This is a genomic window from Nocardiopsis sp. iso_25 (genome assembly GCF_056173305.1).
In genome coordinates this window covers 5,580,583-5,607,018 of record NZ_CM149667.1, presented here as the reverse complement: position 1 = coordinate 5,607,018, position 26,436 = coordinate 5,580,583, and the positions used below count along the sequence as shown (strand labels likewise).

The window sequence follows — 26,436 nt, the reverse complement described above, 5'->3', positions numbered from 1 at the left end:
CCGGCCGGCGCGGCCCTTCGCGTGCGCGGCCCCGCCGCGCGGCGACCCCCGTGCCCGAGGGCGCCGGTTGCGAGGCGTCGCCGGTCGCGTACTTTGGTTCCGGCGTGATGTGGAATTGATGTTTCCTTGACGATGTGGAGAGCCCATGGGTGAACGACGCGCGTCCGGGGCCGAGGGGCGCCGGAGTCGTGGCCCGCTGGCCGCCGTCTGCGTGACGCTGGCGGCGTGCCTGCTGCTGACCGGTGGAGTGGTCGTGCTGGTCAACCGGATCTCCGACGCGTTCAACGAGTGGCCGCCGCCCAGCGCCTCGGGCGTCGAGCCCCCGGCGGGCACGATCCAGACCCCGCCCCACGACGAGCTCACCGGTCCGCCGGAGCCCGCGGACGTGGCCCCGGAGGAGGGCGACCCCGCCCCCGAGGAGGCGGGCGCCGACGAGCGCCAGACCCCCGCCGTGGAGGAGCGCCCCAGCGCCGAGTGGCTCGACCAGGTGTCGGAGGCGACCGGCATCCCGCGCCGGGCCCTGGAGGGGTACGCGGGCGCGCAGCTGACGGTCGCCCGGGACCAGCCCTCCTGCCAGCTGTCCTGGCCCACCCTGGCCGGGATCGGCTACATCGAGTCGCACCACGGCACCTACGCCGGGGGCGAGATCGGCGACGACGGCAACACCACCGTCGACATCATCGGCATCCCGCTGGACGGCACCAACCGGACCCGGGCCATCCCGGACACCGACGGCGGCCGCTACGACGGCGACACCGAGTGGGACCGGGCGATCGGCCCGATGCAGTTCATCCCGCACACCTGGGAGCGCTGGGGCGACTCCCCGTCCGGAAACGACCCCGACCCGCACAACATCGACGACGCCGCGCTCGCCGCGGCCCGGTACCTGTGCGCGGAGGAGCGCGACCTGACCGTCGCGGCGGACTGGGAGGCGGCGATCCTGGAGTACAACCAGTCCGACGAGTACGTCGCCGACGTCCTGGCCTACGCGCACGCCTACGCCGACGCGGCCTGACCGTACGGCCGTCCCCGCGGCCTGACCGTACTACCGCCCCCGCGGGCGGGCCGTCCCCGGCCCGCCGCGGGGGCGCCGCGCCTCCCGGGGGGTGTCCACAGGCGGCACGAGGGGCTGTGCGCGGGGGCGGCCGCCGTGGTCTCCTGGAGTTCGGGGGAACCCGCCGTCCGCCCCGGTCAGCCCTGCGCGCGGACCTCCTGGCGCGTGGGGGCCTTCTCCCCGGCCAGGGCGCTCTCCGGGGCGAGCCGGGCGAGCAGGGTCCGGCCGATGTCGAGCAGTTGCGTCTGCTGCCGCGGACTGAGCACGTCGAACAGGTTGTCCCGCATGCTCCGCACGTGCCGCGCGCCCGCCTCGTCGAGCATCCGCTGTCCGGCGTCGGTGAGCACGGCGAACCAGCTGCGGCGGTCCTGCTCGCAGTGCACGCGCTCCACCAGGCCGGCCTCGGAGAGCTTCCTGACCGCGTGCGAGACGCGGCTGGGCCGGGTGTGGGTGAGCTCGGCCAGGTCGCTCATCCGCAGCGACCGGTGGTCGGCCTTGGACAGGAGCACGAGCAGCTCGTAGTAGGTCAGGGGCAGGTCGACCTCCTCCTGGAGGTCCTGCTCCACGCGCTGGTCCAGCAGGCGGAAGGCCAGCGTGGCGGCGTCCCAGGTGCGCTCCTCGGCGGTGTCGAGGCACTCGTGTCCACTCATGCGCAGATATTACCACGCTGGAATGTTGCGCACTGAAGTAAATGGACTTACTCTCGTGCTGAACATTCCAGTGCTGAACTAACTTCGGCCCATGGAGAGAGCGGACCCATGTCCTCCACCGAACCCGCCGCGCCGCGAACCGCCCCCGAGACCGCCCAGCCCCCGGGCGTCCCCGCGTCCACCGACTCCCGGGCCCCAACCGGTCCCGCCGTCGCCCCCGGCACGCCCGGGACCGCCGTCCCCCGGGACGCACCCGACCCCGCCGCCGCCCCGGACACGCCCACGGCACCGTCCCCCTCCGCTGTGCCCCCGACCCCGCGGGGCCGGGGCACGCTCGCGCTCGCCCTCCTGGCGACGGCCCACTTCGCCCTCTCGGTCGACTTCAACATCGTCTACATCGCCCTGCCCGAGATCGGCGCCGCGCTCGGCTTCACCCCGTCCTCGCTCCAGTGGGTGGTCAACGCCTTCGCCCTCGGCTACGGCGGGTTCCTGCTCCTCGGCGGCAGGGCGGTGGACCGCCTCGGCGCCCGCCGCGTGCTCGTCGCCGGAGCCGTGCTCATGGGCGCGGCCTCCGTCGTCGGCGCCCTGGCCTGGAACCCCGCGGCGCTGGTCGCCGCCCGCGCGGCCCAGGGCCTCGGCGCCGCCGCGCTCTTCCCCGCCACCCTCGCCCTGGTCGGCTCCGTCTTCCCCACCGGACCCGAACGCGTCCGCGCCATGGCCGTGTGGGGAACCGCCGGGGCCTTCGGCGCCCTCGCGGGCGGTGCCGTCGGCGGCGTCCTCACCAGCGCCTTCGGCTGGCCCTCGGTGTTCTGGGCGCTGGTCCCGCTCCTGCTCGCCGTCGCGCTCCTGGCGCCCCGCGCCCTGCCCGCCGACGGCCGCCGCCCCAGCCTGACCGGGTTCGACGCCCCCGGCGCGGTGGCGGTCACCGCCGGATCTCTCCTGCTGGTCCTCGGCATCTCCCGGGGACAGAGCGTCGGCTGGGCCTCGTGGCAGAGCACCGGGGCCGTCCTGCTCGGCCTCCTGGCCCTGGTCGCCCTGCTCCTGGTCGAACGCCGCTCCGCCGACCCGCTGCTGCCTCCCCGCCTGCTCGCCAACAGGTCCCTGCTGGTCACCATGGCGCTGATCTTCGTGCTCATGAGCGCGGTCAACACGCTGCACTACGTCTACACCACCCACGTCCAGACCACCCTGGACCTGAGCCCGCTCGCTGCCGGGCTCGGCTTCCTGCCGCAGGGCGTCGCGGCCATGCTCGGCTCCGCCCTGCTGCTGCCCCCGCTGCTCAACCGCTGGGGCGTGCGCCGCGCCCTGTTCGCGGGCACCGCCGGGGTCGGCCTCACCACCGTGCTCTTCGCCGCCGCCGTCGCGGCCGACTCCTACTGGGCGATGCTCCCGGCCGTCGTCCTGCTCGGCGTCACCGCCGGTACCGCCTACCCGATCGTGTTCGCCGCCGCCGGGGCGGCCGTGGACGACGCCGAACAGGGCGTGGGCTCGTCCGCGGTGTCCACCTCCCAGCAGATCGGCGGGGCGGTCGGGCTGGCCGCGCTGGTCGCGGTCGCCGACGCGGCCTCCGGGGCCGGCGGCGCCGGACTGGGCGCCGCCGCTCTGGTCGGAGGGCTGGTCACCGCGGCCGCAGCCCTCCTCGCCCTGGCTCTGCCCAGGAGGTGAACCGCCTCCTGCCCCCGGTCCGCCCCGCCCGAACTCCCCGGGACACGCCGGTGCCGGACACCCGGTGTGATCAGCGCCCCCGGTTAGCCTGGGGCCCTCCCGGATGGACAGGGGCCCGGGGCGGGTATGCGCCTGGGAGGAGACCCACCGAGACGGAGGAGACCGATGACTACCACCTGGCTGGGACCGAAGGGGCGCGCGGAGGCGCTCGCGTCGATGGCCGACGAGGAACTCGACGTCCTCGTGGTCGGGGGAGGCATCGTCGGGGCGGGCATCGCCCTGGACGCGGTCTCGCGCGGGCTGTCCACGGCGCTGGTTGAGGCGCGCGACTTCGCGTCGGGCACCTCCAGCCGGTCCAGCAAGCTCATCCACGGCGGCCTGCGCTACCTGGAGCAGTTCGACTTCGAGCTCGTCCGCGAGGCGCTGCACGAGCGCGGCCTGCTCCTCACCACCATCGCCCCGCACCTGGTCCGCCCGGTGCCGTTCCTGTTCCCCTTCGCCCACCACTGGGAGCGCGCCTACATCGGCGCGGGCGTCACCCTCTACGACGCCCTCGCCATGAGCTCGCGCAACAACCGGGGACTGCCCACGCACCGCCACCTGACCAGGTCCGGGGCGCTGCGGGTCTTCCCCGCGCTCAAGCGCAGCGCCCTCGCCGGGGCCATCCAGTACTGGGACTGCCAGGTGGACGACGCCCGCCTGGTCACCAGCGTGCTGCGCACCGCCGCCGGGCTGGGGGCCAAGATCGCCTCCCGCGCCCAGGCGGTCGGGTTCCTGCGCGAGGGAGAGCACGTCGTCGGCGCCACCGTCGCCGACCTGGAGGGCGGCGGGGAGCGGCGCGTCCGCGCCCGTCAGGTGGTCAACGCCGCCGGGGTGTGGACCGACGACATCCAGGAGATGGTCGGCGGCCGGGGCCAGATCCACGTCAGCGCGTCCAAGGGCATCCACCTCGTGGTGCCGCGCGACCGCATCCAGGCCTCCTCCGGGATGATCCTGCGGACCGAGAAGAGCGTGCTGTTCGTCATCCCGTGGGGCCGCCACTGGATCATCGGCACCACCGACACCGCGTGGGACCTGGACAAGGAGAACCCCGCGGCGAGCCGGGCCGACATCGACTACGTCCTCGACCACGTCAACCAGGTCCTGCGCACGCCCCTGGGCCGCGACGACGTCGAGGGCGTGTACGCGGGCCTGCGCCCGCTGCTGACGGGGGAGTCGGAGGAGACCTCCAAGCTCTCCCGCGAGCACACGGTGGCCCACCCCGTGCCCGGCCTGGTCCTCATCGCCGGGGGCAAGTACACGACCTACCGCGTGATGGCCAAGGACGCGGTGGACGCGGTCGCGCACGGCCTGGGCAACGGGATCCCGGCCTCGGTCACCGACCGGCTGCCCCTGGTGGGCGCGGACGGCTACTGGGCGCTGTACAACCAGCGCCACCGGCTGGCCCGGAACTCGGGGCTGCACGTCTCCCGCGTCACCCACCTGCTGCGCCGCTACGGCTCCTCGGTCCACGACCTGCTCGACCTGATCCGGGAGCGCCCCGACCTCGGCCGACCGCTCGCGCACGCCGAGGACTACCTGCGCGCCGAGATCGTCTACGCGGCCGAGGCCGAGGGCGCCCGCCACCTGGAGGACGTCCTGTCCCGGCGCACCCGGATCTCCTTCGAGACCTGGGACCGGGGCATCGCCGCCGCGGAGGAGGCCGCCGAACTGCTCGCCGGTCCCCTGGACTGGAGCGAGGAGCAGGTCGGGCGGGAGGTCGAGTACTACCGCAAGGGGATCGAGGCCGAGCGCGCGGCTCAGGAGCAGGACACCGACCAGGAGGCGGACGCGATCCAGCACGGCGCCCCGGAGATCGTCCCGGAGGCCAACATCACGCGGCCCTGAGCGCGGGGCGCGGGCGGCGCACCCGGGGGAGCGCCGCCGGGAACCGCCCGGGCCCGCGCGGCCGGGGCCGACGGGTCCCCGGCGGCTCCGCCTCCAGGGGCGTGACCGCCGGGGGCCGACCGCCCGCCGCCCTCAGGAGAGCTGGCCGATGATCGGCTCCAGTTCGCCCCTGAGCCACTCCAGCCCGATGGGAGCGGGGGAGTTCAGCGCGTTGGCGAAGGCCAGGTCGGCGTGGTACACGGTCGAGGCCTCGACCGCGGGCAGCTCCTGGAAGAGGGGGGCATCGGCCAGCCTGTCGCGGTCCTCCCCGGTCGGGGCCCACACCATGAGCACGTCGGCGTCGAGTTCCTCGGTGCGCTCCAGGGGCAGCGGTTCGCCCGTCTGGGTGTTGTCCTGGTTGTCGGCCGGCCGCAGCCCGAACAGTTCGAGCACCGAGCCGTTGCCGAAGGCGTACTGCCCCGGGTCGGCGCGCACCCACTGGTAGGTCCTGGAGCCGATGCCGGGCACCCGCCCGCCGACCTCGGCGAACGCCGCGCCGATGTCGGTGATCAGCTCCTCGGCCTCCTCCTCCCTGCGCAGCGCCCGGGCGGTGGTGCGCAGCCGCGTGTCCCAGTCCACGTTGAGGGCCTCGGAGTCCGGGGCGACCGTCGGCGCGATGGCGTTGAGCTGCTCGAACGTGGCCGCGTCCGGAACCTGGTAGGTCTCGGCCAGGATCAGGTCGGGCTCCACCGAGGCGATGGCTTCGAGGTCGGGCCCGCCGTCGGCCGAGACCAGGCCGGGGTCGGCGATCCCGGCCAGCTCCTCGGCCAGCCAGGGGGTGGCGGTCTCCAGGGTCCGGGGGTCGGCGGCGACGGCGACCGGCGTCACCCCCAGGGAGAGGGCCTCGTCGGCCGCGGCGAAGCCCAGGGCCAGGACCCGGCTCGGGCTCTCCCCGACCGTGACGCCGCCGTGGAGGGTCTGGACGGTCACGGGATAGCCGTCCGCGCCGGGGGAGGAGGTCTGTCCGGCCTCCCCGGTCCCGGCCCCGGCTCCGCACCCGGTCACGGCGACGGCCAGTGCTATCGCCGCTGCGGCCCGGCGCCTCCCGCGGCCGACCGCCGCGCGCTCTCGTCCCATGCTCACGTACGCACACCTCTCACTCGCCGCGAAGCGCCGCTCCGCGCCGCACGGCGGGCGGTGGGGGAGCCGTAGGGGATCCCGCGCCACGCGTGCGGTTAAGGGAAGGCTTACCTTATTCTCCGTTGGCGGGAGGGTGCCGCACCGCCCTCCCCGAAGCGGCCTCCGGGCACGGGACAGGGGCGCCGCCCCGGGCCCGACGCCGCGCGTTCCCGACCAGGCCGCCCCGGGCCCGACGCCCCGGGGTCCGAGGGCCCGCTACGCTCGGTCGCATGTGGCGATTCGTACGCAAACCAGCCAGGGTGCCGCGTCGGGGCGCCGACATCGGGGCGCACCTGGTACCGGAGGCCTTCGGAGTCGACCCGGTCCTGAGGACCGCCTGCGACGCCGTCCGCGAGGGCGACATCGAAGCCGGCGCCTCCCTGCTCGTGGAGAGCCGGGAGGACCCCGAGACCCGCGTACTGCGGGTCGAGGCGCTGGCCAGGGCCGCCGCCGACCTGCCCGGGGAGATCGTCGGACTCCTGGAGGCCGGTGCCGACCGGGCCGACACCATGCTCTGGCTGGGCCACACGCTGCTGGCCCGCGCCCTGGTCCGGCCCTCCGGCGGGACCATGGCCGACGAGAAGGCCGCCTCCGCCGCCCTGCACGAGGCGGGGGATGCTTTGGAGGCCGCCGCGCGGCTGCGCCCCGACGACGCGGCGCCCTGGGCCGGGCTCCAGACCGCCGCTATGGGCCTGGGCGCGGACCGGGAGGAGAAGGACCGGATCTGGCGCGAGATCATCGCCCGCGCGCCCCACCTGTTCCCCGCCCACACGGTCCGCACGCGCACCCTGTCGGCCGCCCGGGGCGGCAGCGCCGAGGAGATGTTCGCGTTCGCCGGAGCCGCCGCCGACACCGCGCCCGTGGGCAGCCCCCTGCCCTCCGTGCTCGCCCTCGCCCACGCCGAGCACGTGCGCGCGGAGCAGAAACGCCTGACCGCCGAGGGCAACCTCCCCTCCATCGTGGACATGGCCCTGGGCCGCCTGCACGGGGAGTCGGTCCAGGAGCTGTTCGAACTCGCGCGCGGGTGGGTCGCCGGGGCGGTCGCGCACCCGCGCGACGCCCAGGCCCACCACCTGTTCGGATGGGCCTTCCACCGGGCCGGGATGGCGCAGGCGGCGCACTGGCACCTGGCCGCCGTGGGAAACGTGCGGTGCGACATGCCCTGGTCCTTCTTCGGCCCCGCCCACACCGAACTGATCCGCGCGATGGCCGAACTCGGGGTCGACCCGGGCCGGGGAGCCCAGGGTCCGGCGTCGGTCTGAGTACCGCTACTCAGGCGCGGGCGGCGCGCACCGGGCAGTCTGGGGACATGAACCACCGCTCTCCCGCCCCCGCCTCCGTCCCGCGCACGGTCCTGCTCGCCTCGGCCGCGGCCCTCGCCGCGGTCGCCCTGGCCCACCTGGTCGGGTGGGGCGTCGCCCACGCCATGGACGCGGCCCACACGGCGCCCGACGCCAACATCGGCGCCGGGATGGCCCTGCTGCTCCTGCCCTTCCCCCTCGCCCCGGTCATGGCCTGGCCGCTGAACCTGGCCGTCCGCCTGCCCCGCCCGGGGATCACGGCGCTGGTCTGCACCCCCGTCTACCTGCTGCTGGCCGTCGTGGTGTGGACCCTGTGGCCCGGCGCGGCCGACCGGACGCCGCAGGACTCCTTCCTGCACCCCGTGCTGGAGTCCACCTGGAGCCTGGTCGCCGCCAACGCGCTCATCCTCGCGGTCGCGCTGGCCGCCGCCGCGCTGATCGTCCGCGGCCGGTCCGCCCCCGCCGTCCGCTCCTGAGGGCGCACGCACCCCGGCGCCCGAAAAGCCCTCGCCAGGGCGGTAAGGGCTCGGCCACAATGCACGGGTGCTACTGACGATCACGACCACGGCGAGCCCGGCGACGGACCTCGGCTTCCTGCTGCACAAGCACCCCGACAGGGCGCAGAGCTTCGATCAGTCCTTCGGCACCGCCCACGTCTTCTACCCCGAGGCCACCGAGCAGCGCTGCACCGCCGCGCTGATGCTCGACGTCGACGCGCAGGCGCTGCTGCGCACGCGCACGTCGGTGAGCACACCCGACTTCGCGCTGGCCCAGTACGTCAACGACCGCCCCTACGCGACGTCGTCGCTGTTCACGGTGGCGCTGGGGCGGGTCATGCGCTCCGCGCTCCGGGGGGACTGCAAGCAGCGTCCCGAGCTGGCGCGCACGCCGATCCCGCTGGAGCTGCGCATGCCCGCGGTGCCCTGCCGGGGCGGCGCCGAGCGCGCACGGTCGCTGTTCGAGCCCCTGGGGTGGGCGGCGGAGGCCGAACCGGTCCCGCTCGACCCGGGGCTGCCCGGATGGGGCGACTCCCACTACCTGTCGCTCACCCTCACCGGCACCGTGCGGCTGTCCGAGGCGCTCAGCCACCTGTACGTGCTGCTGCCCGTCCTGGACGGCAACAAGCACTACTGGGTGGACCGCAGCGAGGTGGACAAGCTGCTGCGGGCCGGCGGGGTCGCCGCCGGGACCACCGGTGACGCCGGTGCCGACGAGGGCGACGATGCCGTCGAGGGTGCCGGTGCGGGCGGGACCGACGGTGCGGACGGGAGTGACGGGTCCGCCGAGACCGGCTGGCTCGCCGGACACCCCGAACGGGCCTGGATCGTCCGCCGCTACCTCAACCGCCGCGACGGCTACGTGCGCACCGCGCTGGCCCGCCTGGCCGAGGCCGACGACCTGACCGGGGACGGGGAGGGCGACGACCCCGGGGACGAGGAGGCCGCCGCGGCGCCGCCCCCTGAGGAGCGCGCCCCCAGCCTGGCCGAACAGCGGGCCGGGGCGGTCATGTCCGTGCTCGCCGCCGAGAACGCCACCAGCGTCATCGACCTGGGCTGCGGCGCCGGACAACTGCTCACCCGCCTGGCCCGCGACCGCTCCCTGGAGCGCGTCACCGGAGTCGACGTCAGCGTCGTCAGCCTCGAACGCGCCCACCGCAGGGTGTGCCGGGGCTGCGACCCCGGCGGGCGCGACCGCCACCGGCCCCTGTTCTCCGACACCGTCGCGGCCCGCGACCGCGGGGACGCGCGGCCCGGGCCGGAACTGCTCGTCGGCTCGGTCGTCTACCGCGACAAGCGGTTCGAGGGCTACGACGCCGCCGTCCTCATGGAGGTGGTCGAGCACCTGGACCCCTCGCGGCTGCCCGCGATGGAGGAGAGCGTGTTCGGCTCCGCCCGGCCCCGCGTCGTCGTGGTCACCACGCCCAACGCCGAGTACAACACCCACTACGAGGGGCTGGAGGACGGCGCCTTCCGGCACAGCGACCACCGCTTCGAGTGGACGCGCGCCGAGTTCACCCTGTGGGCGGACGGGATCGCCGACAAGTACGGCTACCGCGTCCGCCACCTGCCGGTCGGGCCCGAACACCCCGACACCGGCGCACCGACCCAGATGGGAGTCTTCGTCCGATGAGTACGACCGAGAGGACCGGGGCCGCCGAGCCGCGCGTGCTCGGCGTGCCCGAGATGGGGCTCGTCGTGCTGGTCGGGGTCTCCGGTTCCGGTAAGTCCACCTTCGCCGCCCGGCACTTCGCCCCCACGCAGGTGATCGGCTCCGACCGCTGCCGGGGCATGGTCAGCGACGACGAGAACGACCAGGCCGCCACCGCCGACGCGTTCTCGCTCCTGCACACCGTCGTGGACATCCGGCTGCGCCGGGGCCTGCTCGCCGTGGTCGACGCCACCAACGTGCAGAGCAGGGCCCGTCAGGAACTCGTGCGCATCGCCAAGGACAACGACGTGCTGTCCACGGCCATCGTGCTCGACGTCCCCGAGGCCCTGGCCCGCGAGCGCAACCGGGACCGGTCCGACCGCGACTTCGGCGACCACGTCATCCGCCGCCAGCGGCGCGACCTGCGCCAGAGCCTGCGGCACCTGCGCCGGGAGGGCTTCCGCAAGGTGCACGTGCTCCAGGGGCCGGAGGAGATCGACGCCGCCGTCATCGGACTGGAGCGCGCCTGGCCCGACCGCAGGGAGCTCACCGGCCCCTTCGACATCGTCGGCGACGTGCACGGCTGCCGCGAGGAACTGGAGGAGCTGCTGGGCGACCTCGGCTACGAGCTGACCCGCGACGGCCTCGGGCGCCCGGTCGGCGCCCGGCACCCGCGGGGGCGCACGGCGGTGTTCGTCGGCGACCTCGTGGACCGGGGCCCCGACAGCCCCGGCGTCCTGCGCCTGGTCATGGGCATGGTCGCCGACGGCGACGCCCTCTGCGTGCCCGGCAACCACGAGAACAAGCTCGTCCGTGTGCTCAAGGGCGGCAAGGCCCAGCTCACGCACGGCCTCGCCGAGACCATGGAACAGCTGGGACGCGAGAGCGGGGAGTTCCGGGGGCGCGTGCTGGACTTCTGCGACGGGCTGGTCAGCCACCTCGTCCTGGACGGGGGCGCGCTGGTCGTCGCGCACGCCGGACTCAAGGAGGAGTACCACGGGCGGGCCTCCGGACGGGTGCGCTCCTTCGCCCTGTACGGCCAGACCACCGGCGAGACCGACGAGTACGGGCTCCCGGTGCGGCTGCCGTGGGCGCGCGAGTACCGCGGCCGGGCCGCCGTGGTCTACGGGCACACGCCCATGGCCAAGGCCGAGTGGGTCAACAACACCCTCTGCCTGGACACCGGCTGCGTGTTCGGCGGCAGGCTCACCGCGCTGCGCTACCCCGAGCGCGAGATCGTCGACGTGCGGGCGCGCCGCACCTGGTACGAGCCCGCCCGGCCGCTGACGGACACCGCGGACGGGGAGACCGCCACGCGCCCCGACGCCGCTGTGGACGTCACCGACATCGGCGTCGGCGACACCCGCACGGGCATGTTCGTGGAGACCGAGCACGGCCTGGTGCGCGCCGACGGCGGCAGCACCCTGGCCGCGCTGGAGGCCATGAGCAGGTTCGCGGTGGACCCGCGCTGGCTGCTCTACCTCCCGCCGACCATGGCGCCCGCGCCGACCTCGGCCGGGCCCGGGCTGCTGGAGCACCCGAACGAGGCCTTCGCCTCCTTCCGGGGCTCGGGGATCGGCGAGGTCGTGTGCGAGGAGAAGCACATGGGGTCGCGGGCCGTGGCAGTGCTGTGCCGGGACGCCGACGCCGCCGAACGCCGGTTCGTGCCCGGCCGGCTGGGCACCGTCTACACCCGGACAGGACGGCCCTTCTTCTCCGACCCTGCCCTCCAGGCCGAGGTCGTGGACCAGCTCCGCCGGGCGGTCACCGACGCAGGGCTGTGGGACCGGCTGGGCACCGACTGGGTCGCCCTGGACGGGGAGATGCTGCCGTGGTCGGCCAAGGCCCGGTCGCTGATCCGCGAGCAGTACGCGTCGGTGGGCGCCGCCGCCCGCGCGGCCCTGCCCGCCGCCGGGATCGCGCTCGCCGCCGCGGCCGGGCGCGGTGTGCCCGTGGACGGGCTGATCGAGGGGGTCGCGCGCCGGACGGAGCAGGTGGAGGAGTTCAGCCGGGTCTACCGGCGCTACTCCTGGGACACCGACGGCACCGCCGGACTCCGGTACGCGCCGTTCATGGTGCTGGCCTCCGAGGGGCGCGAGTACGGGGACGCCGACCACCTGTGGCACATGGCCGTCGCCGAACGGCTCGCCGAGGCGAGCGGCCTGGTCCACCCCACCCGCTACCGGGTCGTGGACACCACCGACCCGGGCGCGTGCGCCTCGGCCGCCGACTGGTGGACCGACATGGTCTCCACCGGCGGCGAGGGGATGGTGGTCAAACCCGTCCTGGGCGCCCGCGCCACGGGCCGCAAGGGCCTGGCGCAGCCCGGGCTGAAGGTGCGCGGGCCCGAGTACCTGCGCATCGTCTACGGGCCCGACTACACCGACCCCGAGCGGATGGCGGTCCTGAAGGACCGTCAGGTGGGCCGCAAGAGCGGGCTGGCCATGCGCGAGCACAAGCTGGGCCTGGAGGCGCTGGCCCGCCACGCCCGGCGCGAACCGCTGTGGCGCGTGCACGAACCGGTGTTCGCGGTGCTGGCCCTGGAGTCGGTCCCGGTCGACCCCCGGCTTTAGGGGGAGGGGGCGGGCGCCGCCCCCTCCCCGCGGGGACCTCGTACCTGTAGCGGGGTTCGACGGCCCGAACCCGCTACAAGTACGAGACCACTCCAGGTCAGGAGTTCGCAGTCACATCAGCACCGCCTCCGGCCAACCGGGGTCGGGCGCGGCGGAACGCGGGCTGGAGGAACCCACGAGGCGGGGGCGCCGCCGGACCGGTCCGATCCCACCGACGGCGTTCCGATTCGCCTCCTTTTCACGCCTTCTCTTTCGGTCGGCCATCCGCAGGGGCCATGATGTGCACGCCCGTCAACCACCACTCCCCTCCGGAGAAGATGTGTCCCCCAACCGACCCGGACGCCTGGTCGCGTCCACGTCCGCCGCGGCGGCGGTGCTCCTGGGCCTCGGGCTCACGTCCGCGCCGTCCGCCCTCGCCGACACCGCCACCCCGGTGGTCAGCGAGGTCTACGGCGGAGGCGGCAACAGCGGCGCGCGACTGCGCCACGACTTCGTCGAACTGGGCAACCCCACCGGTGCGGCGTTCTCCCTCGACGGCTGGAGCGTGCAGTACCTGCCCGCCAGCCCCAGGCCCGCCACCCAGGTGCAGGTCACCGCACTGAACGGCGAGATCGGCGCGGACGGGCACTACCTCGTGCGCCACGCCGCGGGTGCCGGGGGCAGTGTCGACCTCCCCGCCCCCGACGCCACCGGCGGCACCAACATGTCCGCCACCTCCGGCACGGTCCTGCTCGTGCGGGGCACCGACCCCGTCACCTGCCGGACCGCCGCGGAGTGCGCCGCGGACGCCGCCGTCGCCGACCTCGTCGGCTACGGGGACGCCGTCGTCCACGAGGGAGCGCCCGCGCCCCGGCTGAGCAACACCACCTCCGCCTCGCGCGACGACGCCCTCACCGACACCGGCGACAACGCGGCCGACTTCACGGCCGCGGCCCCCTCGCCCACCAACACCGCGGGCCAGACCCCCGGCGGGGGCGGCACCGACCCCGAGGAGCCCGTCGAGCCCGGCGACCTGCGCGTCCACGACGTCCAGGGCACCACCCGCACCTCCCCCTACGCCGGACAGCGGGTCACGGGCCTGCCCGGCGTGGTCACGGCGGTCAACCCCTTCGGCGGCGCGCGGGGGTTCTGGTTCCAGGACGCCGAGGGCGACGGCGACCCGCGCACCAGCGAGGCGCTGTTCGTCTTCACCGGGTCCACCACCCCGGACGTGGCCGTCGGCGACGAGGTCCTGGCCGCCGGACGGGTCAGCGAGTACCGCCCCGCCTCCGGCACGCAGACCATCACCCAGCTCGACCAGGCCCGCTGGACCGTCCTGTCCTCGGGCCGCGCCGTACCCGACCCGGTCCTGCTCGACGAGGGCGCCGTCCCCGAGGCGTACGCGCCCGAGCCCGGCGGGGACGTCTCCGCACTGGAGCTGGACCCCGGCGCCTACGCCCTGGACTTCTGGGCCGCGCACGAGCACATGCTCGTCCGCGTGGAGGACGCGCCCGTCGTCGGAGCCACCGACGACTACGCCGCGCTCTGGGTGACCACCGAGCCCGGGCACAACCCCACCGTCAACGGCGGCACCCGCTACGGCTCCTACGACGACCCCAACTCCGGACGGATCAAGGTCGAGTCGCTGCTCGACCGCGACCGGCACCCGTTCCCCGAGGCGAACGTGGGCGACACCCTCGCCGGGGTCACCGAGGGCCCCCTCTACTACAGCCGGTTCGGCGGCTACCTCATCCGCGCCACCACCCTGGGAGAGCACGTGCGGGGCGACCTGGAGCGCACCGCCGTCCGCGACGCGCGCCGCCACGAGGTCAGCGTCGCCACCTACAACGTCGAGAACCTCGGCGGGCGCGACGACCAGGCCAAGTACGACGCGCTGGCCGCCGGGATCGTCGAGTCCCTGGACTCGCCCGACATCATCGGCCTGGAGGAGATCCAGGACAGCACCGGCCCGACCGACGACGGCGTCGTGGACGCCGACGTCACCCTGGACCGGCTGGTGGAGGCCGTGGAGGCGCACGGAGGCCCCGCCTACGAGTGGCGGCAGATCAGCCCCGAGGACAAGCAGGACGGCGGCCAGCCCGGCGGCAACATCCGCAACGCGTTCCTGTTCGACCCCGAGCGTGTGGAGTTCGTCGACCGCGAGGGCGGCGACGCCACCACCGCCGTGGAGGTCGTGGAGGGCGAACGCGGCGCCGAGCTGTCGGTGTCCCCGGGCCGGATCAGCCCGCGCGACCAGGCCTGGGAGTCCAGCCGCAAGCCGCTGGTCGGTCACTTCCGCGCCCTGAACCGGGACGTCTACGTGGTCACCAACCACTTCAACTCCAAGGGCGGGGACGAGTCCCTGCACGGCGTCCACCAGCCGCCGCGGCGCACCAGCGAGACCCAGCGCCACGCCCAGGCCGAACTCGTGCGCGACTTCGCCGAGGAGCTGCTGGCCGTGGACCCCGGGGCCAACCTGGTGGTCATGGGCGACCTGAACGACTTCCAGTTCTCCCGGACCCTGGAGATCCTCACCGCCGACGGGCCGCTGCACAACCCGATGACGGACCTGCCCGAGGAGGAGCGCTACAACTACGTCTTCGACGGCAACTCCCAGGCCCTGGACCACATCCTGGTCAACCAGGCGCTCGCGGGCCGGGTCGAGTACGACATCGCGCGGATCAACTCCGAGTTCTCCGACCAGGTCAGCGACCACGACCCCCAGGTGCTGTGGCTGGACACCCGCCGCAGCACCCCGCCCGGGCGCCCCTGAGGCCGCCCGGCTCCCGGCGCGTCCCCCGCGCCGGGAGCCGGGTCCCCGGCCGGTCGCCCTCGCGCCGACGGGGTCAGCGCACGTCCCTGCGGCTCAGCACCGTCGCGGAGAGCACCCACAGGGCGAGGGTGGTCACCGTGGCCGCGAGCGCGACGGAGAACGCCGTCGGCAGGTCGAGGGACCCCGCGTCGGAGACGGCCGTGCTGCCCAGGCTGAGCGACGTGGTGACCAGCGACTGCGGCAGGAGGTAGGAGACCACTCCGCCCTCCCCGGAGTAGAGGAGGCCGACCCCGGCGACGCAGCCCAGGAGGCCCAGGGCGACGGGCGCGGCGAAGGAGCGGACCAGCATCGACAGCAGGGACTGCAACGCGGCCACCGGCAGCGCGGCGACGACGCCCAGCAGGGCGGCGGCCGCGCTGTGCCAGGGCAGCCAGCCGTCCAGACCCAGGACGAGCTTGCCGCTCAGCACCACCAGCCCGAGCAGCACGGACTGCATCACCACGACCACCAGGGCGAGCGAGACGAGCTTGGCGCCGACGACCGAGAACGCCCGCGCGGGCGCGGCCATCAACAGGTTCCAGTTGTGGCCACGGTGCTCCATGCGCCACGCGGCCGACGCCGCCACCGCGATCCCCATCGACATGAACACCATGCCGTAGAAGAGCACCACCTGGGACCAGTAGGACGCCCACCCGGAGGAGAGGGCCTCCTCGTTGGCGCCGTAGTTCACCGTCCCCGTGACGACCGCGAGCAGCGGCAGCACCACGGCCACGATCCACAGGGCCGAACGGCGCAGCTTGGCGAGTTCGGCGAGGACCATCCCCATCACGCCTCCGTCCGGTCGAAGCGGTGGCTGGCCACGGCGAACAGAACCGCCACGAGCACCAGGAACGCGGCCAGCCAGCCGTATCCGGGCGTGATAGCGACGAAGCCGTCCTCGTCCATCCCCAGCGGGGAGACGACCGCGTAGTAGCCCCAGGGCAGCACGCGCGCCAGGGCCGGGGGCATCAGCAGGGTGAACACCCCGCAGAACGAGCCGAGCAGCCCGAGCGCCAGCCCGACGAGCTGGTTCTCCACCAGCGCGGCCAGCAGCACGTGCAGGCACAGCACCGCCAGATCCACCAGGAGCAGCCCGAAGGCGTACCGGACCCACACGCCGGGGTCCGGCTCCACGGTGATCCCCGCGGCCAGGCCCGCCGTGAAGACCAGCGCGGTCTGGACGGCCACCGCGGCCGCCAGCAGCAGGCCCAGCACCGCGACCTTGGCCCGGCACAGCAGCCCCGAACCGAACCCGGCCACCTGCGACAGCGTCCAGCCCCGGCCCTGGTGCTCGATGTCCACCTGCCTGCTGGCCAGCACCGAGACCAGGAGGGGTGAGGTCATGGCCGCGATCATGACGTAGCTCATGAGCAGGCCCTCCCACGGCTGGGCGGCCGGGTCGCCGAAGCCCTCCCGCACGGAGTCCGACATCAGGTTCATGCAGGACAGGCCCACGACGGCGGCCACCATGACCGCGCAGACCAGCACGACCCGGAGCCTGCGCGCCTTGCGCAGTTCGAGTCTCAACGCCGTCACGATCACAGCAGCCCCTCACGGCCGGTGAGGTCCATGAAGACCTCCTCCAGGGACTGCTGGACGCGCCGCACCCCGTGGACCGGCACGTCGCCCTCGACGAGGCGCCGCACGAGCGCGGCGGTGTCCTCGTCGCCGAACCCGGACAGGCGCACGCCCCGCTCCGCGCGAACGGCGGGGATGCCCAGGGCCAGGGCGCGGTCGGGTTCGGGGGTGTCCACGAGCAGGTCCGGCACGCTGCGGTGGAACAGTTCGGTCCGGGTGCCCTGGAAGACCAGCTTTCCGCGGCCCAGGATGCCCAGAACCGAGGCCATCCTGTCGATCTCGTCGAGCAGGTGGCTGGAGACCATGACCGTGACGCCCTCCCCGGCCAGCGTCACCAGCAGTTCGCGGATCTCCTCGATGCCCGCGGGGTCCAGGCCGTTGGTGGGCTCGTCGAGGACGAGCAAACGCGGCTCCCGCGCCAGGGCCATCGCGATGCCCAGGCGCTGCTTCATCCCCAGCGAGTACGCGCGGACGAGCTTGCCCATGTGCTCCTGGAGGCGCACGGTGGCGACCGCGCGCAAGACCTGCCGGTCGCTGAGCCCGAGCATCCGCTGGACGATCGCCATGTTCTCCCGCCCGGTCAGGTGGGCGTAGCCGGGAGGCGCCTCGATGAGGGAGCCGATCTCCCGCATCAGGGCGGGGCGCGTGTCCCGGTTCATCGGCTGTCCGAAGACGGTGATCGCGCCCCGGGTCGGCCGGGCTAGCGACAGCAGCATCTTCATGGTGGTGGACTTGCCCGAGCCGTTGGGGCCCAGGAAGCCGTAGACGCAGCCCGGCGGCACCCGCAGGTCGAGGTCGTCGACGACCGTCCGCGCACCGTAGGCCTTCGTCAGGTGGTGGGTGGTGATGATGTGGTCCATGGAACTCCTTCCACCGAGGAGCTTCCGGCACCGGGACCGGGGAGGGCATCGTGCCGGGGGAGGGGAAACGCGCTCCTACCGCGGTAGGAGGAGGGGGCGCGGGGCACCGGGAGGGGAGGGTACGGGGCGGGCCCGTTCACGCCTCCCGGAGCAGGTCCTCGCGGCCCACCAGCCCGGCGCGGAACGCGAACAGCACGGCCTGCACCCGGTCGCGGGAGCCGGTCTTGGCCAGGACGTGGCCCACGTGGGTCTTGACCGTGGGCATGGACAGCACGAGGCGCTCGCAGATCTCCGTGTTCGTGTACCCCAGGGCCACGGCGACGAGGACCTCCTGCTCGCGCGGGGTCAGCGAGGCGGCGGCGCGGCGGGTGTCCCCGTCGAGCGGGACCGGACGCGGGGACGGACCGCCCAGCAGCGGACGCACGTGCCCGAGCAGCCTGCGCGTGGAACTGGCCGAGATGACGGAGTCGCCCCGGTGCACGGTCCGCACGGCCTCCAGCAGCTCCTCGGGCGGGGTGTTCTTGAGCAGGAAGCCCGCGGCCCCGGCCTCCACGCCCTCGACCACGTACTCGTCGGTGTCGAAGGTCGTGAGGATGACGACGCGGCAGCCAGCCCCGGAGGAGACGAGGGAGCGCGTGGCGCTCAGGCCGTCCGTGCCGGGCATCTGGACGTCCATGAGCAGGACGTCGACGGGGTCGGAGTGCTGCCGGGCGAGTGCCCGGGCCCCGTCGGCCGCCTCCCAGGCCACGGTCAGGTCCGGCTGGGAGTCGATGACCATCGCCATGCCCGCCGTGAACAGGACCTGGTCGTCGGCCAGCCCCACGCGGATCACGCCTCCTCCCAGGGGACCACCGCGCGCACCAGCCAGGTGCCGGTGACGTCGTCGGCGCCGACCTCCAGGGCGCCGCCGTGCAGGCCCACGCGCTCGCGCATGCCGACCAGGCCGTGGCCGGGGCCCCGCCGGGCGCGGTCCGGGGCCGTCCCGGCGGCGGAGGGCGCCCCCGCCGGGGAGGAGCCTCCGACGGGAGAGGGCGCCCCGGTATCGGAGGGGCTTCCGATTCCGACATGCCTCCCGATGACGGAGCGCCTTCCGGTGACGGAGGGCGTTTCGGTGCCGGAGGAACTCGCGGGTGCTGAGGGGACTCTGTACACCAGGTGACCCGCGGGTTCCGAGCGGCCTGTGGGGCCCGCGGGAGCGGTGAGAGCGGTGGGCACGGTCTCGCGGACGGAGTTGGCCACGTCGATCCCGACCCTTCCGGGCGACCACGTCAGCTCGACCCGCACGGCGGATGGCCCGCCGTGCTTCAGCGCGTTGGCCAGCGACTCCTGCACCACGCGGTAGACCGTCAGGGACGCGGTCGCGGGCAGGGTCGCCGGGGCGCCGCTGTCCGTCCGCCCGCCGCGCGGGGCGGCCGGGGACCCGTGCTGGACCAGGCGGATCCGCAGACCGGCGCGGCGGTACTCCTCCACCAGGCCGGGAAGGTCGCCGACCCCGGGGGCCGGGGCGGCCCCGCGCTCCTCGCCGTCGCGCAGGACGCCCAGGAGCTGGTGCAGCTCCGCCGCCGACTCGCGGCCCACCTGGGCGACGGTGGCCAGGGCGGCCACCGCGCGCTCCGGGGCGGCCTTCGCGGCGTAGCGGCCGCCGTCGGCCTGGGCGACGATGACGTTCAGCGAGTGCGCGAGGATGTCGTGCATCTCCCGGGCGATACGGGTCCGCTCGTCGAGCGCGGCCAGGCGCACCTCCTGCTCCCGCTGGGTCTCCAGCAGCCGGGCGTGCTCCACGACGCGGGCGAACTCCTCGCGGTTGCGCCTGCGGAACGCTCCGAGCAGGGAGAACAGCCCGACCGCCGTCCACGCCGAGAAGACGCTGTTGAGACGCAGCTCCAGGTCCGGGGAGAGGTTGTCCGGCGAGATGGAGAGGACGGCCCAGGCCGCCCCGGTCAGGAGCAGGACGAGGCCGACGGCGCGCCACGGGCGCGGGAGTTCGGCCTGCGCCGTGTAGGAGGCGACCAGGGCGCAGATGCCCACCGGAGCCGTGAGCTGGTCGAACCAGAGGATGTGGAACGCCAGCAGGAACCCCAGTACCGCCAGGCACGTGAGCGGACGGACGCGGCGCAGGACCAGGGCGGCGCAGCACGCGGCGGACACGGCGAGGTAGACCCACGACTCGGTGGCGGTGAAGCCGCCCCCGGGCCGGGTCAGTACCGACATGCCGAACCAGACGGCGGCCCAGAGCGCGTCCACGGCGAGTACGTGGTCCCGGGCCCAGAGCGTGGCGCGGTCCAGGAGGGTGCGCGCGGTCAGGTCGGCCATCCCTCCACGATAGGGACGCGGAGGCCGCCGGGCCTCATGCCCCGGCATGAGACCGCGGGGTCCGAAAGGCGGCCCCGCGGCCCCCGGACACCGACGAAGGGCAGGTCAGGGGCGGGGCGTGTCCACGGGCCCGCTTCCGCGGGGCGCCTATCCTGGGGAGCGCCCGCGACGCGGCGGGCGCACTACACCCAGGGAAATGAGACATGAACGTACTGCTCACCGGTGGTGCCGGGTACATCGGCTCCCACACGGCGGTCGAACTCCTCGAAGCCGGGCACGAGGTCGTGGTCGTGGACCTGCTCTCCAACAGCCACGAGGAGGCCCTGCGCCGCGTCGAGCGCATCACCGGGCGCACCGTCGCCTTCCACCGGGCCGACTGCGCCGACCCCGAGGCGATGCGCCGGGTCTTCGCCGAGCACCGCGTCGACGCCGTCATCCACATGGCCGGGCTCAAGGCCGTGGGGGAGTCGGTGGAGCAGCCGCTGCGCTACTACCGCAACAACATGGACTCCCTGTTCACGCTCATCGAGGTCATGGACGAGCACGGCGTGCGCGACCTGGTCTTCAGCTCCTCGGCCACCGTCTACGGCGACCCCGAGCAGGTGCCGATCACCGAGGACAGCGCCCTGTCCGCCACCAACCCCTACGGCGCCACCAAGCTGTTCGCCGAGCGAGTCCTCCGGGACACGGCCGCCGCCGACCCGCGCTGGCGGATCACCTCCCTGCGCTACTTCAACCCCATCGGCGCCCACCCCAGCGGTCTGATCGGCGAGGACCCCCAGGGCGTCCCCAACAACCTCTTCCCCTACGTGGCGCAGGTCGCCGCGGGCCGCCGCGAGCGGCTGAACGTGTTCGGCGACGACTACGACACCCCCGACGGCACCGGCGTGCGCGACTACCTGCACGTGGTGGACCTGGCCCAGGGGCACATGGCCGCCGTGGAGCACCTCGCCGACGCGTCCGGGTACCGCGTCTACAACCTGGGCACCGGGCAGGGCACCTCCGTCCTGGAGGGCCTGCGCGCCTTCGTGCGCGCCACCGGGGCGGCCGTCCCGTACGAGGTGGTCGACCGCCGCCCCGGCGACATCGCCGTGTGCTTCGCCGACCCCTCGGCCGCCGCCCGCGACCTGGGCTGGAAGGCCGTGCGCACGGTGGACGACGCCTGCCGCGACGCGTGGCGCTGGCAGTCGGCCAACCCCGCGGGCTTCACCGCCTGAGCCCCGGGGGAGCCCCCCCCGGCGGCCCCGCCGCGCGCGCTGAGCCGGACCGCACACGCGCGCGGGGCCTTCCGGGCGTGTGCAACGCCCTAGACTGGGCGGACATCCCTGTACTTCCTGCGGAAGGTCCTCCGTCGTGTCCGTTGGTGCTGAGAGCACGTTCGACACCGTTCTCGTCGTCGACTTCGGCGCGCAGTACGCGCAGCTGATCGCACGCCGGGTCCGCGAATGCCACGTGCACAGTGAGATCGTGCCCTCGACCATGCCCGTCGAGGAGATGCTCGCCAAGAAACCCAAGGCCATCATCCTGTCCGGCGGCCCGTCGTCGGTCTACGCCGAGGGGGCCCCGAACCTGGGCCCCGAGCTGTTCGAGACCGGGGTGCCCACCTTCGGCATCTGCTACGGCTTCCAAGCGATGACCCGGGCCCTGGGCGGCACCGTCGCCAGGACCGACCTCAGTGAGTTCGGCCGTACCGAGCTGTCGGCGGTCACCGACTCCCTGCTGTTCGCCGGGATGCCCGCCGAGCAGCTGGTCTGGATGTCGCACGGCGACTCGGTGGTGGAGGCCCCCGAGGGCTTCGCCACGACCGCCAGCACCGCGGGCGCCCCGGTCGCCGCGTTCGAGCACACCGGCCGCAACCTCTTCGGCGTCCAGTTCCACCCCGAGGTCCTGCACACCGAGCACGGCCAGGAGGTGCTGCGCCGCTTCCTGTACGAGGGCGCCGGGTGCCGACCCACCTGGACGATGGTCAACATCGTCGAGGAGCAGCTGGAGCGCATCCGCGAGGACATCGGCGACAAGCGCGTCATCTGCGCGCTGAGCGGCGGCGTGGACTCCGCGGTGGCCGGCGCGCTGGTGCAGCGCGCCGTCGGCGACCAGCTGACCTGCGTCTTCGTGGACCACGGTCTGCTGCGCAAGGGCGAGGCCGAGCAGGTGGAGAAGGACTTCGTCGCGATCACGGGCGCCAAGCTCAAGGTCGTGGACGCCGAGGAGCGGTTCCTGTCCGCCCTCGCCGGGGTCTCCGACCCCGAGGAGAAGCGCAAGATCATCGGCCGCGAGTTCATCCGCGTGTTCGAGCAGGCGGCCCGCGAGGTCGTCGCCGAGAGCGGCGAGAGCGGCGCCGAGGTCGAGTTCCTGGTGCAGGGCACCCTCTACCCGGACGTGGTGGAGTCCGGCGGCGGCACCGGGACCGCCAACATCAAGTCCCACCACAACGTGGGCGGCCTGCCCGACGACCTCCAGTTCACGCTGGTGGAACCGCTGCGCGAGCTGTTCAAGGACGAGGTGCGCAAGGTCGGCGAGGAGCTGGGCCTGCCCGCCGAGATGGTCTGGCGCCAGCCCTTCCCCGGCCCCGGCCTGGCCATCCGCATCATCGGCGAGGTCACCCGCGAGCGCCTGGAGATCCTGCGCGAGGCCGACGCGATCGCCCGCGAGGAGCTGACCCGCGCCGGACTGGACCGCGACATCTGGCAGTGCCCGGTGGTGCTGCTCGCCGACGTGCGGTCGGTGGGCGTGCAGGGCGACGGGCGCACCTACGGCCACCCGGTCGTGCTGCGCCCGGTCAGCAGCGAGGACGCCATGACCGCCGACTGGTCGCGCGTGCCCTACGACGTGCTGGCCGGGATCTCCAACCGCATCACCAACGAGGTGCGCGAGATCAACCGGGTGGCGCTGGACGTGACCAGCAAGCCCCCGGGCACCATCGAGTGGGAGTAGCCCCCGCCGGGGACCGGACCCGCGGGAGCGGCCCCCGAGCGGCGGACGGGCCCGGGTGACGACGCGTCGTCACCCGGGCCCGTCCGTTTTCCGTTCCGTCCTCGCGGCGCCGCGCCGGGGAGCGGTCGTCCACAGGCGCGGACCGGGGGTGGCGGAGCGGGGCGCCGATGCGGTGTCCTGGATACAGGGGGGCTCCCCGCCCCGTCGGCACCGTGCTGCCCTGCGAACGGTGCCGCCCCGCGACGGGCGCGGCCCGCCCCCGGCCCGGGGCTCAGTCCACGATGTGCTCGATGTTGATCTCCGTGGCCTCCGCGCCCGCCCGGTGGTTGAGCACCAGCGTGCGCGGTTCCATGTCGTCGCGCAGTATGAACACCAGCTCGCCCCCGGCGGCGACCCCGGGGCCGATCCCGGCCGAGTCCCACAGCGGGGCCTCCACCTCGCGCACGGACGGCGCCTGGGCGTTGACGGGCTCCCGGCTGGTCGTCATGTGCTGCGCCGTGTGCTCGAACTCCACGAGTTCGTCGCTGAGGTTGAACAGCTCCAGGTCCACCACGCAGTACTGGCCGGTCGACGGCAGCTCCGAGCGGATGTTGTGCTCGGTCAGGCCGCAGCTGACCCCGCTGATCCGGTACTCGACCATGCGGTCCGCGGAGGCGCCCGACATCCCGCTGGGCACCTCCTCTGGAGCCTCCTCCTCGTCGGCGCCGCCGGGGGACTCGTCGCCGGGCGCGGGCGCCTGCGGTTCCGGGGCGGCGCCCGACTGCTCGGAGGCGTCCCCCTGGGAGTCGCCGTCCCCGAAGAGCGACCAGTCGCTGAGGTTGGTCAGCACGGTCGCCATGACGATCAGGGCCGCCAGCAGCGCCACGGCGCCCAGCACCAGGGCCACGACCGTCCCCCTGCGCCGGTTGGGCGCGGCGGGCTGGTGCGGTGGCGGCGGCACCGGCGGAACGTAGGGCTGCGGGCCCCGGCGGCCAGTCTGCTGGTCGGCCGGGGGAACCATCGGGATCGGCCCGGTCGAGGCCGGGTGCGGCGCCTGGCCGGGACCGGGCACGGGCCGCGGCTGCTGCACCGGGCCGCCCTGGGGCTGCCCGCCCGGAGCCTGGACTCCGGGGACCTGGTGCGCCTGCTGCGCCTGGCCCCCCGGCGGGGGGCCGCCCGGATGGCCCGGCGGCGGACCCTGCGGACGCGGGTAGTTGCCCGTCTGGTGCGCGGGCGGGGGCATGGGGGGCGCGCCCTGGTACTGGCCGGGCGCCGGGTGGCGCATGCCCGCCATGGTCTGGGGCGGCCCCTGCTGGGGGTGGGGCATGCCGGGCGGGGGCACCGGGGGCAGGTTGGGCCGCCACGACTGGTGCAGCGCGTGGGACACGATGTCGTTGGGGTTGCTGTTGTCCTCGCCGCCAGCCAGCTCCAGCAGCAGGTCCTGCGCGGTGGGGCGGCGGCCCGGCTCCTTGGCCAGCGCGCGCGTCACCAGGCGGTCCAGGGGGCTGTCCAGGTTGCCGATCTGGGGTTCGGCGAACAGCACCCGCTTGCCCAGCGTCATGGCGTCGCCGTTGCCGAAGGGGTGGGTGCCGTTCCCGGCGAAGGCCACCAGGCAGCCCCAGGCGAAGATGTCCGCCGAGGTGGTGACCTTCTCCTCCAGCAGCTGCTCGGGCGCCATCCAGCCGGGGCTGCCCATGACGATGCCGGTCTGGGTGTGGTTGGTCGCGGTGTTCATCGCGCGGGCGATGCCGAAGTCGATCACCCGGGGGCCCGAGAGCGACAGCAGCACGTTGGCGGGCTTGAGGTCGCGGTGGACCAGCCCGGTGCGGTGGATGGCGGCCAGGGCGGCCGCCACGCCCAGCGCGAAGCCGTGCAGCGTCGAGGAGTCCAGGGGACCGTTCTCGGCGATGTGCTCGGCCAGGGCGGTGCCCGCGATGTACTCGGTGACCATGTAGGGACGGTTCTCGAACGTCCCGTGGTCGAGCACCTTGGCGGTGCAGAAGGAGGCGACCTTGCGGGCGTTCTCCATCTCGTCGCGAAAGCGCGCCCGCGTCGCCTCGTCGAAGGCGAGCTCCGGGCGGATGACCTTGATGGCTACCTGGTTGTTGCGCTCGGGAGTGCTGCCCAGGTAGACGGTTCCCATGCCGCCGCTACCCAGCTTCCCGGACAGCACGTAGGGACCGATGGTGGCCGGATCCCCGGCGGCCAGCGGTTCCAGGTTCTTCGGGAGCCCATCCGACGGCAAGCGACCCTCCCCGACGGTGTCCAAACCCCGCCTTGCCCCAAGGTAGCGGTGTTTGTGCCCGGATTCCCACTCACGGGCCTGATTGGGCCGTTCTGGGGGCGGGCGGAAACTGACATGACAGTGGTGACGATCCCCGAACCGCGTCCGGGGTTCCCGTTTTCCTCTGACGGCGTACGAGCCGACGGGAGGCGGTGAACACACCGGAGCCCCCGGAGGGCACTGTGTTCACGCAAGGTGGGGGTTCCTTTACGATTGGGGACTCGTGACCGTTAATACCACCGTAACCGTGCGGGTCCCCGCGAAGGTGAACCTCCAGTTGGCGGTGGGGCCCAGACGTGAGGACGGGTTCCACGACCTCGTCAACGTGTTCCACGCCGTCTCGCTGTTCGATGAGGTTACCGTCCGGGCGGCTTCCTCGCGCCGACCGAGCCCGTCCGGCGGTGCCGGATCCGCCGCCGGGGCCTTCGCCGGACTGACCGCGGGCGGCGCGCTGGGCTCCCACCTGTCCCGCGTGCCCCTGGACGGGTCCAACCTGGCCGCGCGCGCGGTGACCCTGCTGGCGGAGCGGACCGGCCGGGGCAGCCCGGTCACGGTCCACCTGGACAAGAGCATCCCTGTGGCGGGCGGCATGGCCGGGGGCAGCGCGGACGCCGCGGCCGCCCTGCTGGCCTGCGACCGCCTGTGGGGCTGCGGCCTGCCGCTGGAGGAGCTGCTCGGGTACGCGGCCGACCTGGGCAGCGACGTCCCCTTCGCGCTGCTGGGCGCCACCGCCGTGGGCACGGGCCGCGGGGAGCTCCTGCGGCCGATGACCAGCCCGGGAAGGTTCCGCTGGGTCTTCGCCCTGTCGCCGCACGGCCTGTCCACGGCCGGCGTGTTCGCCGAGTACGACCGCATCCGCCCGGACGCTCCCGAACCCCTGCCGGACCGGGTGCTGGCCGACGCGCTGGCCGGCGGCGATCCGGCGGTCCTGGGCGCCGCGCTGACCAACGACCTCCAGGAGGCCGCGCTCTCGCTGCTGCCGGAGCTGGAGCGCACCCTCAAGACCGGCGCCGGTGCGGGGGCGCTGGGCTCCCTGGTGTCGGGATCGGGTCCGACCTGCGCCTTCCTGGTCGGCGGCGGCGACGAGGAGGAGTCGGTCGTCGCGGAGCGGGAGGCCGCGGTGGTGGCGGCGCTGGAGGGCAGCGGGCTGTGCGAGCAGGTCGTGACGGCGTACGGGGACGTCCCCGGGGCCACCGTCCTGTGATGTAAATCACCTCCGATTTTCCTGGTCGGAGGAGGTCCGCGCCAGTTGACCTCAACC

The 26,436-nt window shown here is 74.1% G+C and carries 19 protein-coding genes; 11 read left to right on the top strand and 8 right to left on the bottom strand.

Features of this window, described 5'->3' with window-relative positions; translation table 11 throughout:
• The first annotated feature begins 145 nt into the window (after positions 1 to 145).
• Positions 146 to 1,015 carry a lytic transglycosylase domain-containing protein gene (locus AC0VX6_RS24085; protein ID WP_274974781.1) on the top strand — a complete coding sequence of 290 codons (870 nt, stop codon included), beginning with the start codon at positions 146 to 148 and terminating at the stop codon, positions 1,013 to 1,015.
• 176 nt (positions 1,016 to 1,191) lie between these two features.
• Here AC0VX6_RS24085 and AC0VX6_RS24080 read toward each other — a convergent pair whose 3' ends face one another.
• On the bottom strand, positions 1,192 to 1,704 hold the full coding sequence (locus AC0VX6_RS24080; RefSeq protein ID WP_274974780.1) for a MarR family winged helix-turn-helix transcriptional regulator: 513 nt from the start codon (positions 1,702 to 1,704) through the stop codon (positions 1,192 to 1,194).
• A gap of 108 nt (positions 1,705 to 1,812) precedes the next feature.
• Here AC0VX6_RS24080 and AC0VX6_RS24075 point away from each other — a divergent pair, with 108 nt between their 5' ends.
• Both AC0VX6_RS24075 and glpD read left to right on the top strand, forming a co-directional pair.
• Positions 1,813 to 3,369 (top strand): MFS transporter, encoded by a 1,557-nt coding sequence (locus AC0VX6_RS24075; RefSeq protein ID WP_475466170.1) that lies wholly within the window; start codon positions 1,813 to 1,815, stop codon positions 3,367 to 3,369.
• Between the two features lie 165 nt (positions 3,370 to 3,534).
• Positions 3,535 to 5,256 (top strand): glycerol-3-phosphate dehydrogenase, encoded by a 1,722-nt coding sequence (gene glpD / locus AC0VX6_RS24070; protein WP_274974778.1) that lies wholly within the window; start codon positions 3,535 to 3,537, stop codon positions 5,254 to 5,256.
• A 132-nt stretch (positions 5,257 to 5,388) separates the two neighbouring features.
• Here glpD and AC0VX6_RS24065 read toward each other — a convergent pair whose 3' ends face one another.
• Positions 5,389 to 6,372: an ABC transporter substrate-binding protein gene (locus AC0VX6_RS24065; RefSeq protein WP_475469435.1), complete on the bottom strand. Its 984-nt coding sequence runs from the start codon at positions 6,370 to 6,372 to the stop codon at positions 5,389 to 5,391.
• A gap of 272 nt (positions 6,373 to 6,644) precedes the next feature.
• Between AC0VX6_RS24065 and AC0VX6_RS24060 the strand changes: the two genes are divergently transcribed.
• From AC0VX6_RS24060 to AC0VX6_RS24040, 5 genes are all read left to right on the top strand, one after another.
• Positions 6,645 to 7,676, top strand: a complete 1,032-nt coding sequence (locus AC0VX6_RS24060) for a hypothetical protein (protein WP_274974777.1) — start codon at positions 6,645 to 6,647, stop codon at positions 7,674 to 7,676.
• 47 nt (positions 7,677 to 7,723) lie between these two features.
• Positions 7,724 to 8,191 (top strand): transporter, encoded by a 468-nt coding sequence (locus tag AC0VX6_RS24055; RefSeq protein WP_475466167.1) that lies wholly within the window; start codon positions 7,724 to 7,726, stop codon positions 8,189 to 8,191.
• Positions 8,192 to 8,258: 67 nt separating this feature from the next.
• Positions 8,259 to 9,845, top strand: a complete 1,587-nt coding sequence (locus tag AC0VX6_RS24050; RefSeq protein WP_475466165.1) for a 3' terminal RNA ribose 2'-O-methyltransferase Hen1 — start codon at positions 8,259 to 8,261, stop codon at positions 9,843 to 9,845.
• Positions 9,842 to 12,436 (top strand): polynucleotide kinase-phosphatase, encoded by a 2,595-nt coding sequence (locus tag AC0VX6_RS24045; RefSeq protein ID WP_475466164.1) that lies wholly within the window; start codon positions 9,842 to 9,844, stop codon positions 12,434 to 12,436. Before AC0VX6_RS24050 ends, AC0VX6_RS24045 begins: the two co-directional genes overlap by 4 nt.
• A gap of 319 nt (positions 12,437 to 12,755) precedes the next feature.
• Positions 12,756 to 15,188 carry an endonuclease/exonuclease/phosphatase family protein gene (locus tag AC0VX6_RS24040; protein WP_475466162.1) on the top strand — a complete coding sequence of 811 codons (2,433 nt, stop codon included), beginning with the start codon at positions 12,756 to 12,758 and terminating at the stop codon, positions 15,186 to 15,188.
• A gap of 73 nt (positions 15,189 to 15,261) precedes the next feature.
• On the opposite strand, the gene AC0VX6_RS24035 is transcribed toward AC0VX6_RS24040, so the two are convergent.
• The 5 genes from AC0VX6_RS24035 to AC0VX6_RS24015 all read right to left on the bottom strand — a co-directional run bounded on the left by AC0VX6_RS24035 (position 15,262) and on the right by AC0VX6_RS24015 (position 19,978).
• Complete coding sequence (locus AC0VX6_RS24035; RefSeq protein ID WP_475466161.1) at positions 15,262 to 16,014, bottom strand: ABC transporter permease; 753 nt, start codon at positions 16,012 to 16,014, stop codon at positions 15,262 to 15,264.
• On the bottom strand, positions 16,014 to 16,769 hold the full coding sequence (locus AC0VX6_RS24030) for an ABC transporter permease (protein WP_368045804.1): 756 nt from the start codon (positions 16,767 to 16,769) through the stop codon (positions 16,014 to 16,016). Before AC0VX6_RS24030 ends, AC0VX6_RS24035 begins: the two co-directional genes overlap by 1 nt.
• Positions 16,766 to 17,665 carry an ABC transporter ATP-binding protein gene (locus AC0VX6_RS24025; RefSeq protein WP_475466160.1) on the bottom strand — a complete coding sequence of 300 codons (900 nt, stop codon included), beginning with the start codon at positions 17,663 to 17,665 and terminating at the stop codon, positions 16,766 to 16,768. Before AC0VX6_RS24025 ends, AC0VX6_RS24030 begins: the two co-directional genes overlap by 4 nt.
• Before the next feature lie 136 nt (positions 17,666 to 17,801).
• Positions 17,802 to 18,497 (bottom strand): response regulator, encoded by a 696-nt coding sequence (locus tag AC0VX6_RS24020; protein WP_475466158.1) that lies wholly within the window; start codon positions 18,495 to 18,497, stop codon positions 17,802 to 17,804.
• Entirely contained in the window at positions 18,494 to 19,978 is a 1,485-nt protein-coding gene (locus AC0VX6_RS24015; RefSeq protein ID WP_475466156.1) for a sensor histidine kinase, read from the bottom strand. The genes AC0VX6_RS24020 and AC0VX6_RS24015 overlap by 4 nt, the downstream gene beginning before the upstream one ends.
• Before the next feature lie 203 nt (positions 19,979 to 20,181).
• Here AC0VX6_RS24015 and galE point away from each other — a divergent pair, with 203 nt between their 5' ends.
• Both galE and guaA read left to right on the top strand, forming a co-directional pair.
• Positions 20,182 to 21,195, top strand: a complete 1,014-nt coding sequence (galE, locus tag AC0VX6_RS24010; protein ID WP_475466154.1) for a UDP-glucose 4-epimerase GalE — start codon at positions 20,182 to 20,184, stop codon at positions 21,193 to 21,195.
• 136 nt (positions 21,196 to 21,331) lie between these two features.
• Positions 21,332 to 22,912 (top strand): glutamine-hydrolyzing GMP synthase, encoded by a 1,581-nt coding sequence (gene guaA, locus AC0VX6_RS24005; RefSeq protein ID WP_274974766.1) that lies wholly within the window; start codon positions 21,332 to 21,334, stop codon positions 22,910 to 22,912.
• Between the two features lie 271 nt (positions 22,913 to 23,183).
• Here guaA and AC0VX6_RS24000 read toward each other — a convergent pair whose 3' ends face one another.
• The gene (locus AC0VX6_RS24000; RefSeq protein WP_274974765.1) at positions 23,184 to 25,136 is read right to left on the bottom strand and encodes a serine/threonine-protein kinase; all 1,953 of its coding nucleotides are present in this window, start codon (positions 25,134 to 25,136) and stop codon (positions 23,184 to 23,186) included.
• Between the two features lie 262 nt (positions 25,137 to 25,398).
• On the opposite strand from AC0VX6_RS24000, the gene AC0VX6_RS23995 reads away from it, so the two are divergent.
• A complete protein-coding gene (locus AC0VX6_RS23995) occupies positions 25,399 to 26,379 on the top strand; it encodes a 4-(cytidine 5'-diphospho)-2-C-methyl-D-erythritol kinase (protein ID WP_475466152.1) in 981 nt (326 codons plus the stop codon).
• The last annotated feature ends 57 nt before the right edge of the window (positions 26,380 to 26,436 follow it).

Bases quoted from the DNA above. Each gene is read 5' to 3' on its own strand.
- AC0VX6_RS24085 (WP_274974781.1), top strand. From the start codon at position 146: ATGGGTGAACGACGCGCGTCCGGGGCCGAGGGGCGCCGGAGTCGTGGC.
- AC0VX6_RS24080 (WP_274974780.1), bottom strand. From the start codon at position 1,704: ATGAGTGGACACGAGTGCCTCGACACCGCCGAGGAGCGCACCTGGGAC.
- AC0VX6_RS24075 (WP_475466170.1), top strand. From the start codon at position 1,813: ATGTCCTCCACCGAACCCGCCGCGCCGCGAACCGCCCCCGAGACCGCC.
- glpD (WP_274974778.1), top strand. From the start codon at position 3,535: ATGACTACCACCTGGCTGGGACCGAAGGGGCGCGCGGAGGCGCTCGCG.
- AC0VX6_RS24065 (WP_475469435.1), bottom strand. From the start codon at position 6,372: ATGGGACGAGAGCGCGCGGCGGTCGGCCGCGGGAGGCGCCGGGCCGCA.
- AC0VX6_RS24060 (WP_274974777.1), top strand. From the start codon at position 6,645: ATGTGGCGATTCGTACGCAAACCAGCCAGGGTGCCGCGTCGGGGCGCC.
- AC0VX6_RS24055 (WP_475466167.1), top strand. From the start codon at position 7,724: ATGAACCACCGCTCTCCCGCCCCCGCCTCCGTCCCGCGCACGGTCCTG.
- AC0VX6_RS24045 (WP_475466164.1), top strand. From the start codon at position 9,842: ATGAGTACGACCGAGAGGACCGGGGCCGCCGAGCCGCGCGTGCTCGGC.
- AC0VX6_RS24035 (WP_475466161.1), bottom strand. From the start codon at position 16,014: ATGGGGATGGTCCTCGCCGAACTCGCCAAGCTGCGCCGTTCGGCCCTG.
- AC0VX6_RS24025 (WP_475466160.1), bottom strand. From the start codon at position 17,665: ATGGACCACATCATCACCACCCACCACCTGACGAAGGCCTACGGTGCG.
- AC0VX6_RS24015 (WP_475466156.1), bottom strand. From the start codon at position 19,978: ATGGCCGACCTGACCGCGCGCACCCTCCTGGACCGCGCCACGCTCTGG.
- galE (WP_475466154.1), top strand. From the start codon at position 20,182: ATGAACGTACTGCTCACCGGTGGTGCCGGGTACATCGGCTCCCACACG.